15 protein-coding genes are annotated in these 12,547 nt (G+C 44.7%); 9 read left to right on the top strand and 6 right to left on the bottom strand.

Annotated features, from left to right (window positions below):
• Positions 1–363 precede the first annotated feature (363 nt).
• Positions 364–717 (bottom strand): MaoP family protein, encoded by a 354-nt coding sequence (locus M4S28_RS18240; RefSeq protein WP_017092459.1) that lies wholly within the window; start codon positions 715–717, stop codon positions 364–366.
• A 156-nt stretch (positions 718–873) separates the two neighbouring features.
• Between M4S28_RS18240 and M4S28_RS18235 the strand changes: the two genes are divergently transcribed.
• Positions 874–1,764: a LysR family transcriptional regulator gene (locus M4S28_RS18235; RefSeq protein ID WP_249633431.1), complete on the top strand. Its 891-nt coding sequence runs from the start codon at positions 874–876 to the stop codon at positions 1,762–1,764.
• A gap of 214 nt (positions 1,765–1,978) precedes the next feature.
• Here M4S28_RS18235 and M4S28_RS18230 read toward each other — a convergent pair whose 3' ends face one another.
• Entirely contained in the window at positions 1,979–2,182 is a 204-nt protein-coding gene (locus tag M4S28_RS18230; protein WP_004732734.1) for a hypothetical protein, read from the bottom strand.
• A gap of 236 nt (positions 2,183–2,418) precedes the next feature.
• Here M4S28_RS18230 and M4S28_RS18225 point away from each other — a divergent pair, with 236 nt between their 5' ends.
• The 3 genes from M4S28_RS18225 (at position 2,419) to M4S28_RS18215 (ending at position 4,884) form a co-directional block, all read left to right on the top strand.
• A complete protein-coding gene (locus M4S28_RS18225; protein WP_249633430.1) occupies positions 2,419–3,795 on the top strand; it encodes an AlkA N-terminal domain-containing protein in 1,377 nt (458 codons plus the stop codon).
• Positions 3,796–3,859: 64 nt separating this feature from the next.
• The gene (locus M4S28_RS18220) at positions 3,860–4,342 is read left to right on the top strand and encodes a methylated-DNA--[protein]-cysteine S-methyltransferase (protein ID WP_076645085.1); all 483 of its coding nucleotides are present in this window, start codon (positions 3,860–3,862) and stop codon (positions 4,340–4,342) included.
• Between the two features lie 158 nt (positions 4,343–4,500).
• Positions 4,501–4,884: a hypothetical protein gene (locus M4S28_RS18215; RefSeq protein ID WP_249633429.1), complete on the top strand. Its 384-nt coding sequence runs from the start codon at positions 4,501–4,503 to the stop codon at positions 4,882–4,884.
• Between the two features lie 9 nt (positions 4,885–4,893).
• Here the strand turns inward: M4S28_RS18215 and nhaD are convergent, their stop codons facing one another.
• Together nhaD and M4S28_RS18205 are read right to left on the bottom strand one after the other, a co-directional pair.
• Positions 4,894–6,333 carry a sodium:proton antiporter NhaD gene (gene nhaD / locus M4S28_RS18210; RefSeq protein WP_004732738.1) on the bottom strand — a complete coding sequence of 480 codons (1,440 nt, stop codon included), beginning with the start codon at positions 6,331–6,333 and terminating at the stop codon, positions 4,894–4,896.
• Between the two features lie 320 nt (positions 6,334–6,653).
• Positions 6,654–6,830, bottom strand: a complete 177-nt coding sequence (locus M4S28_RS18205; RefSeq protein WP_004732739.1) for a hypothetical protein — start codon at positions 6,828–6,830, stop codon at positions 6,654–6,656.
• A 529-nt stretch (positions 6,831–7,359) separates the two neighbouring features.
• On the opposite strand from M4S28_RS18205, the gene M4S28_RS18200 reads away from it, so the two are divergent.
• From M4S28_RS18200 to M4S28_RS18185, 4 genes are all read left to right on the top strand, one after another.
• Complete coding sequence (locus M4S28_RS18200) at positions 7,360–8,097, top strand: nucleoside recognition domain-containing protein (protein ID WP_249633428.1); 738 nt, start codon at positions 7,360–7,362, stop codon at positions 8,095–8,097.
• A complete protein-coding gene (locus tag M4S28_RS18195) occupies positions 8,097–8,564 on the top strand; it encodes a YjiG family protein (protein WP_004737023.1) in 468 nt (155 codons plus the stop codon). Before M4S28_RS18200 ends, M4S28_RS18195 begins: the two co-directional genes overlap by 1 nt.
• A 644-nt stretch (positions 8,565–9,208) precedes the next feature.
• Positions 9,209–9,595 (top strand): MAPEG family protein, encoded by a 387-nt coding sequence (locus M4S28_RS18190; protein ID WP_017081300.1) that lies wholly within the window; start codon positions 9,209–9,211, stop codon positions 9,593–9,595.
• A gap of 8 nt (positions 9,596–9,603) precedes the next feature.
• Positions 9,604–10,134, top strand: a complete 531-nt coding sequence (locus tag M4S28_RS18185; RefSeq protein ID WP_017077047.1) for a hypothetical protein — start codon at positions 9,604–9,606, stop codon at positions 10,132–10,134.
• A 43-nt stretch (positions 10,135–10,177) separates the two neighbouring features.
• Here M4S28_RS18185 and M4S28_RS18180 read toward each other — a convergent pair whose 3' ends face one another.
• Together M4S28_RS18180 and M4S28_RS18175 are read right to left on the bottom strand one after the other, a co-directional pair.
• Entirely contained in the window at positions 10,178–10,813 is a 636-nt protein-coding gene (locus M4S28_RS18180; RefSeq protein WP_108122312.1) for an START domain-containing protein, read from the bottom strand.
• 259 nt (positions 10,814–11,072) lie between these two features.
• Complete coding sequence (locus tag M4S28_RS18175; RefSeq protein WP_017077045.1) at positions 11,073–11,549, bottom strand: YHS domain-containing (seleno)protein; 477 nt, start codon at positions 11,547–11,549, stop codon at positions 11,073–11,075.
• Between the two features lie 110 nt (positions 11,550–11,659).
• Here M4S28_RS18175 and M4S28_RS18170 point away from each other — a divergent pair, with 110 nt between their 5' ends.
• Positions 11,660–12,499, top strand: coding sequence for a helix-turn-helix domain-containing protein (locus tag M4S28_RS18170; protein ID WP_004732746.1), 840 nt, complete (start codon positions 11,660–11,662; stop codon positions 12,497–12,499).
• Positions 12,500–12,547 lie beyond the last annotated feature (48 nt).

Raw genomic sequence — 12,547 nt, 5'->3', positions numbered from 1 at the left:
TATCGTCAGGTGGGTTTGATTCAGGGTCTGAAAGATCAACAAGCTTTGTTTAGTGGATGAGTGGTTGGATGGTCAGGAGTGCAATGGAAGTATGATCAAAGAGTGATGCTTATGTGGCACTGCCGTGCAAAAAAGAGGAGAAAAAGTGAGGAAGTATCACCGACAGGCGTGAATGAGCATGGGTATATTTAAGAATAGTGATTATTCAAAGCTATCACTATGAATTTTCTATAAATATTGGTAAAACTGGACAGGTTGGCTAAACTTACGAATTACGAAGAAGATGCGTGTTTGTTTTAAGTCGCCGCTAATATGCTATGAAAAAAAGCCCAAAGTGATTGGGTATCACTTTGAGCAGTTTTACTAATCTTCTAACACTAACTCTCTGTCGTATTCTTCCCTAGGCACTTCACCGCGTTTGCAGCCGTTTAGGGTATGAAAGCGACGGCGTCCACGAGCCAGTTGAATGTACTTCAACCAAACACGGTCTAACTTGGACTTAGCCTTATGAGGGTGAGCCAATACTTTGATGAAATGTCTTTCTTCAGCATTGGTCGGTGTTAGTTCACCAGTCTCAAGTGCAAGCATAGTGTCACCAAACAAGGTTAGGATTTCTTCTTCTGAAAGAGTAAAATCACCTGACTTAGCGAACCCTCGTGGGAATTTAATGGTGTCATAAAAACGTTTTTTTCCGTGTCGGAATTCGGTCTCAGACATATCAGCCTCAGTAATGTGGTTAGATAGAAATTAGTGTTTATTGCTCACGCGAAAATATTGTTAAAAGGCTAAAATAGGAAACAAAACGTTTTTGCCTTTACGATAAACAATCCTAGATCGGCTAGTTAGCAGATTTATTACAGAGATGTATTTTTGATGGATGTGAAAGTATTTAGAACCTTTCTTGAGGTTGCAAGGGTGCGCCACTTTGGGCGCGCAGCTGAAAACTTGTATTTAACACAAGCCGCGGTGAGTGCGCGGATCAAACAGCTTGAAGGCTATTTTGATACTCAGCTCTTCATTCGTGACCGCAATAACATCAAGCTTACCTCTTCCGGTGAGCGTTTGATTGGTTATGCTGAAGTGATGGTATCCACCTTACAACAAGCCAAGTTTGAGCTGTCGTTAGAGAGTGGAAAAGCCTTGCAGTTAACACTAGGTGGCACTCCGAATATTTGGGATGCGTATCTGCAAAACTGTTTAAGCGTAGTGACCGATTCTTTTGGTGGTTATGGCTTTATGGCTGAGGTGATGGGGCGCGAGCAACTGAACCGTAATTTGCTAGAGCGAACCTTAGATATGGCTTTCGCCTTCGATCAAATTAAAGCGGAAGAGCTGAACTGTAAAAAAGTCGCTGATTTGGTTTTGGTGTTGGTATCAACGCGGCAAGATGATCTGGAATCTGTGTTCCAACATAAGTATGTGTATGTCGATTGGGGAACGCGTTTTGGTTCTGAACATGCCGAGCGTCACCCAAAAGTGCCAGCTCCGTATTTACGTACCTCTACGGCTCGTATTGCCCTCGATTTCATTTTAGAGAAAGGTGGCAGTGCGTATTTACCTGTTTCTATGGTTGAACCTTTTATCGACTCAGGTCAGCTGCATAAGGTGAAAGGGGTTGAAGATTGGTATCGCCCAATTTATCTCAGCTACCGCAAAAGCAGCACCTCGGTTGATGCGATCATGCAGGTCGAGAAGTTGGTTAACGAGATTGATCCATCGACCGCTTATACGTTGCAACAAGCCGCTGAACAAGCACCAGAGTAACGGCATTCGCGGTAAGCAACGGCTTTGTTGATTAGCTTCAATAAAAAATGGCTCCTAACTAGTTATATAGTTGGGAGCCATTTTCGTTTTAAACCAGAGATGATCTTCATTGCCAAATCAGAGATAACCCTAACTCGGATAAATCAGTTTAAGCCTGGTATGCGTAACCTTTTTTAAAAGCCCTATCACTTCAAAGCACTATTCTTCGAAAATTCTAGAGATTCATTAGATTCTCAATAGACTCTTCAAGAGAGTGTGACAGGTATGAATGGATTTGATTGCCATCCGTTGCGTCAATCTCAATTTTAGAAATCCCCTTACTCGCTTCGTCTTCAAGAAAGCTGAGAGACTGCTCGACTGATTGACTGGTGAGAACCTGTTGGTTTGATAAAACAATACGACACGTGTGAAGAACCATAGCCTTTTCCTTTTTATATTCGACAGGTCTCTGCATCTTAGTGTGCTAAGTACCTATCGTTGACGTTGTGAGAAGAGTTTCTTCTCAAGGTTAAATTTAGTCGAATTGCGTAAAAATAAAACCCTTTTTTGTGATTTATCTAACCTTCAGTTCCGAAAGTGGCTAGCGACAATGACAGTTCACGGTAAACTTTTAGGTATCGGAGTAAAAGTTATGGCAAATGGGAAGAGCACAGCATGTCGAGAAATATTCATCACAACAGTACGTTAACGAGTGAGCAGTGCCATTTGGCTCGATATGCGCGAGACGCTCGCTTTGATGGGATGTTTTTTACGGCAGTAAAAACCACCGGAATTTTTTGTCGTCCGATTTGCCCAGCAAGCCCGCCCAAAGAAGAAAATGTCGAGTATTTTTCTCATCAAGCTCAAGCCTTGAAGGCTGGGTATCGCCCATGCTTACGTTGCCGGCCAGACAGCGCACCTTTTTCTCCAGCTTGGAAAGGTGTTGAAACGACTTTCTTGCGTGCTTTACAGTTGATTGATCATGGTGCGCTGAACTCAGGGTCAATCGTCGACCTTGCCACTCGATTAGGTATTTCCGATCGTTATTTACGAACCTTATTCGACAATTACATCGGCGTGTCGCCGAAGCAATATAGCCTTTATAGCCAATTGATGTTTGCCAAGCAGTTGCTGCACACCAGTAGCATGAGCATTACCGATGTTGGCTTTGCGAGTGGTTTTAATAGCACGCGTCGTTTCAATGATGCCTTTCTAAAAGAGCTGCAGCTCTCGCCAAGCCAAATCCGACGAACACAGCTAAGTGAAAACCTGAGCAATCATATTCAGCTAGTCTTTCACGGCCCATTAGACTGGAAGCATTTGCTGGGTTTCTATCGACGAAGAATGATTGAAGGTGTAGAAGACGTTGGCGAAGATTATTACAAACGCACAGTGAAAGTTAATGGGTCAAAGGGTTGGTTCAAGGCCACCTTGGCCAAAGAGAACCGCTTAGATATTGAATTTGAGTTGGAAGATATAAGCCAGTTAAGAAGCTTGATTGCTAACATTCGACGCATGTTCGACCTTGATGTTGATATTGCCAAGGTTGAGGCCTTCTTTACAACCATTGACCCCAACTTAGTGGCTAAGAGTGGCATCCGCATTCCTGGCGTGTGGAGTGCTTGGGAAGCCGGAGTAAGAGCGATTCTCGGACAGCAAGTTTCGGTAACCGCGGCGATTGGGCAGCTTAACTTATTGGTGAAAGAGCTTTCTGATGAACATGAGAATGTTTGCTTCCCAACACCGAAACAGATAGCGGAGGCTGATGTCAGCTTCTTAAGAATGCCGGGAAGCCGTAAAGAGACCTTAAAGCGTTTTGCCGAATACATGGTCGACAATGAAGCTGAGCACCCTTCTAAGTGGATTGAGCTAAAGGGCATTGGGCCTTGGACGATTCAATACGCACTGCTTCGTGGGTTAAGCGAACCTAACCACCTGTTGGTTGGTGATTTGGTGGTGAAGAAGTTCATTGAGCATCGACCTGCCATTAATGCAGAGAGTGTTTCGCCTTGGGGAAGTTACGCCACGTTCCATTGTTGGAATCAGTCTTAATAGAAAGAGCACCCACAAACATCTGCAACCCACAAACATATGCAATAGCAGGCTAGGAGATATTATGGCTAACCGATTTACTTATTATGAGAGCCCATTGGGCACCGTGACTTTACAGGCGAACGATGAAGGGCTGCTCGGCCTTTGGTTTGAAACATACACCACCAAGCCAGAACAGTTAGGCGTTCAAGATGATGGCTTTCCGATCTTTGAATTGGTCGCCGACCAGCTCAATCGTTATTTTGCTGGTGAATCAATCCAGTTTTCTGTGCCGATCGCCGCAAAGGGCACGCCATTTCAGCAATCGGTTTGGCAAGCGCTCATGACTATTCCTTATGGAGAAACATGGAGCTATGCACAACTGGCTGATGCGATTGGTAACCCCAAAGCGGTGCGAGCCGTGGGTTTAGCGAATGGAAAAAATCCGGTGTCAGTGATTGTGCCGTGTCACCGTGTGATTGGTAAAAATGGCAAGCTGACCGGGTATGCCGGTGGTGTAGAACGTAAACAGCGCTTATTGGTTATTGAGGGAAGAGAAGAAGATTAAAGAGTCTTTTTCGGAATGTTTTTTGAAAATTGCGTATCAATTATTGGTGAACGTTAAGGGTTCTTAAAGTGTGACTTTGCAATAAAACTGCCGCTTTCTGGAAAATACTTATTTGGTTGCATATCCTTTAACCATGCTCTCTAGGCAAGGATGCCCAAATGAATAGCCATCATTTACTTATACTCTGCTGCAGTAGCGCACTATTGCTGACGGGTTGTTTAACTGATACCAGTCGACCTTTCGAGCTTCCACAGCTTGCTCTGTTCAAAGGTATGTATGAGAACGTAGATAATGACAGTTATCTACTTTTTGAATCCGGGCAAGTGACTTATCAAACAACGGATAAGTCCGTGACTCGAACCTATCGTGTTGATGATGACTTGATCACCATTGAGTTCAATTCTGGAAGCAGTCGAACTGACTCTAGACTAGTGATGCGCATTCAACACGAGGGTGCAGTGTTAACCTGCAACCAGTGTCCAGCGATGCAGTTAAGTAACGTCTGGACACGCGTTGAGAAGCCTCTAGCTGATATGCATTAGAGCGTTTTACTAGAAAAGATCGCCATTCAGCCATAGGTGAGCGGCGATACTGACGGCATAGCCAATCATGATCACTGGCATCCATTTCAGGTGTCCAAAGAAGGTGTATTTTCCATGCGCCGCCCCCATCAACGCCACACCTGCTGCACTGCCTATAGATAACAAGCTACCACCGACACCTGCGGTTAAGGTGATCAGTAGCCAGTTGCCCATCGACATTTGGGGTTCCATGGATAACACGGCAAACATCACCGGAATGTTATCGACAATAGCCGATAAGATCCCCACCATGACGTTGGCCCAAATTGGATCCCATTGGCTATACATCACGCCCGAGGCTAATTCCAAGTATCCAAGTAAACTCAAGCCACCGACACACATTACGACGCCGTAGAAGAACAGCAACGTGTCCCATTCGGCATGCGAAACTCTTCGAAATACATCGAATGGCACAACAGAACCGAGTCGTTTCAGGGCGCCTTCATCGTTATTGGCGATCGCCACCGCTTTTTTCTTCGCGAGTGAGTTGGGTAAAGTCTTACGTAAGTAATAACCAAAGAACTGCAGGTAGGCGAGCCCCATCATCATCCCCATCACAGGAGGGAAGTGGAGTACGGCATGGAAAGCAACCGCGGTCGCTATTGTCATGATGAACAAGAATACGATTCGTCTTGCACCACGTTTTAATTCAACGTGTTGATGAACCGTGTCGGGCTGAGTCGTGGGTACAAAATAAGACATGATCAACGCAGGGACGAGGTAATTCATCACCGAAGGGATAAATAAAGGAATGAACTCACTAAAACTCACATAACCAGCCTGCCATACCATTAGCGTTGTGATGTCACCGAATGGACTGAACGCGCCGCCAGCATTGGCGGCTATCACGATATTCACACAAGCGAGATTAACGAATTTAGGGTTAGAGCCTGCAACCTTGAGAACAACGGCACACATCAATAGAGCTGTCGTAAGGTTGTCGGCAATAGGCGAGATAAAGAAGGCCAGAATACCGGTTATCCAGAACAGAGAGCGGAAATTGAAGCCTTTGCCTACCATCCACGCTTGCAGCGCATCAAACAGTCTTCTCTCTTCCATAGCACTAATGTATGTCATGGCGACGAGCAGAAAGAGTAATAGCTCGGCATATTCCAGCAGGTTGTGTTCGAGCGCTTGTTTCGCTACCTCAGTGAGGTTGTGTTCTTGGTAGGTGAAGCCAATGATGATCCAGATCAGGCCCGCAGCAAGTAAAACCGGCTTGGATTTTCGGAGCTTTAGGTATTCTTCCATCATCACCACGATGTAGGCGACAACGAAAATAGTCAGCGATAGGTAGCCAACAAATGAACTGGTTAGCTTAAGTGGCTCTCCCAACTGAGAAGTGGCAGCGCCTGCTACCGTAGAAAAAAATAATAAAGAGAGAACAGCAGAAAGCTGGATACCTAACATGGATTACGCTCCGAAGTTAATAAGTTATTAACACGGGTAAAAGCGTAGACCTAAATAACCATGTGCAGTGTGATAGATATCTTAATAATTCAATAGATTATATAGAAAACAGTAGATCGGGTGAAAACGTGAGGTCACAGTGAAAGCCGTCGATTATAGGAACACATCGTTTATAGGAAAACGGTCGATCATCGGCAACTCGTCAATCATAGAGAAAATAGAGATTGTAGGGAAAATAGAGATTATAGGGAAAATAGAGATTATAGGGAAAAAGCCCTACCGGGTTTAGTACCGATAGAGCTTATTCGCCATTGCCAATATTATGCAGCATTGAGATCAAACGTCAGTGTTTGTTCTGCGGCACATACTTCAACAGGCCAGCCGTAGGATTGATATTCCAGCGCAAGTTTGTCCGCTACTGCGCGAGATACCGTTGCAGTGATCCACATGCCTTTGCCCATTACTTGATATTTAAGCGTTCTCATTTCCATCATCATCACCACCGTTCGCCTTCGATATTGGCAGCGCGAAGTCTATAGCACCTCTAAGGGCTGAAATTTCGAATTAAGCTCAAATTCTTTATAAAATGGCTCACGGTTTAGCCATGGTTCAAAACTCAACCAATAATAGGTAAACGATTGCATTTTAGAAGCGTAACCACGATTTAAGCCGCTGTATTATAATCGAATTAAAATTGAACAAAAAAAGCATGTAAGAGATCACTTACATCATTATCAGAGATCAGACTAGGTAAAAACCTGTCATTTGAAACCTTATTTGTGTGGTGATTATGTGCGTTTTTGGTTGCGCTGTTGAAGCGAATTTTGTTTAGTTTTGTATGTGAAATATTCTAATTATTTTAGCGTATACCTCTGCTCTTAAATCTAAATCACAGTTTTATATGTTGCTGTGGTTCTTTTGTTCAAACCGATACGCTATTTGATTTTGGTCATTAACCTATTGCTCATTAGTTTGCACTATCTATACGTGTTCTGTTCCACATAAACGAGATGTATAGAGGTCCTTATGACTAATCCAACTAAAACCGATCGTAAAGTCACGATCGGCAGCTATATCGCACTCGCATTCGCGATTGTGTTCTTTTCAGGCTTAATGCAGTCCAATGAATGGTATGGAGTGCTCGATTTTACAACGCTCAACGGTTCATTCGGTAAAGTCGCTTACGATGTCAGTGAGACGGCTGATGGTATCCAAGCGGCAACGACGTCACTGCGTGGTAAAGGCGGTAGTGGTGCTCGCGACGGTTTCATTTTTTCTTTGACACTTATTCCGACCGTGATGTTTGCACTGGGTATGATCAACGTACTTGAGCACTACGGTGCACTGGACGCGGCTCGTAAACTACTGACACCTCTGCTTCGCCCTCTAATGGGTATTCCGGGGAACTCAGGCTTGGCACTGATTGCTTCTTTGCAAAGTACCGATGCGGGAGCAGCAATGACGAGGCAGCTGAAAGATGAAGGGCATTTAACTAAGCGTGAAACCGATGTCTTCACCATGTTCCAGTTTACGGCGGGCGCTGCGATCGTTAACTTTTTCTCTTCAGGTGCGGTTCTGTTCACTCTAACCGCGATGGATGGTTCTTTGGCGGTGACATCATCAATTGGTTTGGCTGTGGCTGTGATGTTCATCTTCAAGTTCGTCGGTGCGAACCTGTTTCGTATTTACCTGAACATTACTGAAGGCAAAGAAGACAAACCAAAATCAGACAAAGAACAAAAACTGGCAGAGGAAGTAGCATAATGAGCGAAGTTAAAGCAAAGAAACCAATGGTTACTGATATTTTCGTTGAAGGTGCTAAGAAAGGCTGGGTTATTGCGACTACCTCTACGGTACCGAATGTTCTGATGGCATTTGTGATTATCAAGGCATTGCAGATCACCGGTGCGCTGGATTTGATGGGCAGTGTATTTGCTCCAATCATGGCGGTATTTGGTTTACCGGGCGAAGCGGCAGCAGTATTGATTGGTGCTTGGATGTCGATGGGTGGCGCAGTGGGTGTGGTTATAACGCTGTTTGACCAAGGCATCCTGAACGGCAACCATATCGCTATCTTGGCGCCAGCTATCTACTTGATGGGCTCTCAGGTGCAATACATGGGTCGTATTATGGGACCAATTGGTACTGAAGGTCGTTATATCCCGGTGATGATCGCGATTTCGGTATTGAATGCCTTTGGTGCAATGTTCTTGATGAACATTATTTTGTAACGTGACTTTTAACGGTTAGCTGCTATTAACGGTTAGCTGCTAACAGCTTTTAGACGTTACAAAAAAAGGAAACCCCGTTTGGCTTTCACCAAACGGGGTCTATTCTTTTCGTAGCCATCCTGCTACTGCGCGTTACTTATCTTTCAATAGGTAACTGGTGCTCCCTGCATCGTTCCTTGACGTGGCTAAATCCTTTAACCTATCCAATTCATCGCCTTCCTAGCGGTGTCCTTGCTAACTCATCATCCTGACAAGCGACTCTATCCTAGAGCAAAACTTCCTTGCTGATAACTCATCCTAAGCCATCAAATCTTCATCCTGAAGATACCTAATCCGTTAGGCTTTTTCCTGTTCCTGCCAACTCCCTGTCGACATGTGTATTAAACACTGCAGAGGCTTTACTCACAATCCACCTCAAGAAATAAATGTACTCACTAGCCGAAAGAAATATGCGTGGATTCATACAAAACAAGGGGTTGGGTTTGTATTTTAGGAATTTTCTGCGAAGCTTGATTGTGATCTCTTACGTTCGGTGTGAGAGATCTCTTACAAGTGCTCGGGCGTGATTATCATTTTATCTTGGCGGTTAATGTCGAAAAGATAGAAAAGAACACTGAGTTAAGACAAAACAATAGGGAAATATGATGGTTACAGCACTTTACGCAGCTCTGCTGACGGTAGTAATGATTTGGTTGGCGGTTGAAGTTATTAAACAAAGACGAATCAATCTTGTTGCTCATGCCGATGGCGGTGTTGAGTCGTTACAGATAGCACGTTCGGCACAAAGTAACGCGATGGATTACATCCCAATCACGGTGATTTTGATGGGGTTGCTAGAGATGAATGGGGCTGGTGTGTGGCTTATTCATGTCATTGGTGTGGCGTTTATTCTGGGGCGAGTGATTCACGCTAAAGGGATCTTAGCGAAGAATTTCAAAGGCAGAAAAGTGGGTATGGTGTTAACGCTTATCTGCATGATCTCCTTGATTGTCCTAAACTTAGCTTACCTACCTTTTGATAAAATGTTCTAGGGAGCATTATGGCATTGCGCCTTCCTCCTGCTTGGGCGATTGTCCTTGCAGGGCTAATACTCAACATCATGGCGATTGTCATGTCGAGCTTGGTGTTGGACAAAATTGAAGCGGAGAAATCGGAATACAACGATCGTAAATACGGCAATGTGTATTCTATACAACTGTCCTGGAATACGATCGAAACCTTAGAGCGTAAGCGTGAAGCGATTCTGATTCACCTTGATAAGCTATCCCCAGAAATCGCTCAACCTGCCACTGTTCTTGATGAAGCGCTTCGCGGACAACTTCGGAGTTGGGTGAGTGACGAGGTGCCGGCCATCTCGTTGGTTAACTTACCTAAGCTTATGATGCTGATAAACAGTGCCCAAGAATCGCAACGAACCCGAATTGATGACTACTATTTGGATAATCTGACCTTGGTTGAGTTAATCCAAAGGCTTGATGAGAAAATGGCTTTCTATAAGAACATCGCCCTGTTTCTTCAGGTGTTTGGTTTAGCGCTTATCTTAGCTCGCGACCTAGCAAGAAGACCTTAGATTATCTAGCACTGTCGCTGCCTGCCTCACTAAGCCTGTATAGTTAACGAGACTCACTTGGCAGGTTGGGGTGCTGCTGGCCTTGGTATTTTGGTAGCTGTTCTTTCAGCCCCTTAAACGTGCTCAGCGCACTGCCTATCGATAACTTATTCATCAACCAATTGGGCAAGATGCCACCTGCGTTCGCATATGCGGTGTAGGTGATGTAAGTATTGCCATTAGTGAGCGGTTGCAGCGTCCAAAGTGCGTCCACATCATAAATTCGAATGTACCCTGACTCTTTTGCCAAATAATTAGACGCATCCTTTATCGACAAGACAAACTGCCCATCCTCGATGCTGTACTTTGAGTAGGTCACCATATCGCGATCTCTAGCAGGCCAAGGCGCTTTGAATTGGGTATAGACGATATTTTCATCCTCAGATATCTGCATCAAGACGCGACTTTCCGATACGTTATCTATCCAGTTTGGCACGTTCTCGCTGTCTTCCAGCAACAGTAAAAAACCGGAGTAAGTGGTGGGCGTTTGCATTTGTGCTCGTATCTCTACCAAGCCTTCACTGTGAGGTCTCTTATCAATGATGATGCCGTCTTCACTTTTTACGAACTGCCATTGGGCAGCGTAAGTCAGTGTTGATAAGGCGCAGAGCCCAAGTGCAAAAATCCTAGGTAATATCATTATTCTTCCATAAAAAGAAAAGCTTATCTTCTAGGAGTATAGAATAGAAATGGGTTTGACTCGTGCTAAAGGCTGACGGGTTTTCCTGATTTGAGCAACGCATCGTCATTTATTGTGGTGATACCAATGGCTGGAGGCTTATTAAGATTTGGAACGTCGAAATGAAAACGGAAGCGTTCGGCCGCTTCCGTTTTTATTAATGGGCAATGGATAAAGGTTAAAGTTACTAGGCTAAAACTTGTAGGTTAAAGCTTATAGACTAAAGCTTATAGGCTTCTACGGTTTTGATGGTTGTCCAGTTGCTGTTGGCGTCTTGGATGAACTCTTGCGTATCTTCCAACCATCGTTTTTGTACTGATTTGTCTAAGTTCAGATACAGCTTTCCATCTTCGACTTTCCATGCGTTAGGGTCGGTCTCAAATTTCTTACCCATAGCCACACCAAAGGCACAATAGCCACCGTATTGAGGCGCATAAGCTTCAGGATTGGTGCGGAACTGATCTCGGTTGTCACTGTTTGCGAACTGATAAATAGCGTTCTTATAAGTAGCAGTGAATTCTGATGAACCTTGAACGGCACCAGCATCAGTAAAGTAAGCCACTGGGTCATAGCCTTTGATCGCGATGTCATTGCTATCAACGCTCATGTCGATGTCTGCTGCCATCAGTGAAAAGCTGGTTCCTAGTAACGCGGCCAATAGAGTGATTTTTTGACTGGTCGATTTCATGTGTGACATATCAAGTTCCTTGTCAGTGTTGGTTATCTTGTTTGAAATAATTTAGCCCACTTGTCCGGTCTATAGAGGGACAAAAGAACTTAAAAGTAAGCGAATCGTTCGGAGGATGCATGGATCTGCTTTCACAACTAATGGAACACTTCTCGATACGTACCGGTGTTTTCTATTCTGGCAATTTGTGCGGAGTGTCGTCATTTAAGCCGCAACAGGGTAAAGAAGGGCATCTTCATGTATTGAGCGCGGGTGAGTTGACCTTGTCTAGCGCGCACACGGAGTACAGGCAACTGTCACAGCCCTGCATTGTTTACCTTCCAAATAGCACACCACATGTGATTGAAGGCGTGGGAGACGGTGCTGAGGTCGTGTGTGCGAATGTCGAATATCGTTCAGGGCAGATGAATCCTTTATTGTCTGCTCTGCCTGACGTGATAGTAATTCCGTTTGCGGATGCACCTAACTTAATGCCAGTGATAGAGGTGCTGTTTCGAGAGTCGGGGCAAGCATCTTCAGGACAACAATCGTCAGGGCAACAATATCTAATGGATAAGTTAAGTGATGCCTTGATGGCTTTGATTTTTCGTCACCTCATTGAACAGCAGCAAATTGATCAAGGGGTATTCTCAGCCCTAGCTCATCCACGATTGGCTTCGGTGGTTACGGCCGTTCACCTACTGCCTGCTCGCCACTTTTCGATTGCGGAAATGGCGTCACTGGCCGCGATGTCTCGAACTCAGTTTATTGAAGCGTTCAAACGAGAAGTCGGTGAGACACCCGGAGATTATGTGCAAAAGTGGCGAGTCTCAGTGGCTCAATCCCTGTTATTGCAAAATAAGCCCATCAACTGGGTCGCTGATGAAGTGGGTTACAGCAGCTATTCGGGATTTTCACGCGCTTTTCAGCATGTTGCTGGGGTGTCACCGCGCCTTTGGCTAAAGCAAAATGTATCGTGAAACGCTCGGCAACCTTACCCAAGATATGGCTATTCGCATCGGGCTGGT

The organism is Vibrio sp. J383, from assembly GCF_023503985.1.
Classification (GTDB): Bacteria; Pseudomonadota; Gammaproteobacteria; order Enterobacterales; family Vibrionaceae; genus Vibrio; species Vibrio splendidus.
Note: the sequence above shows the minus strand (reverse complement) of the source record. Positions and strands in the feature narration are given on the sequence as shown.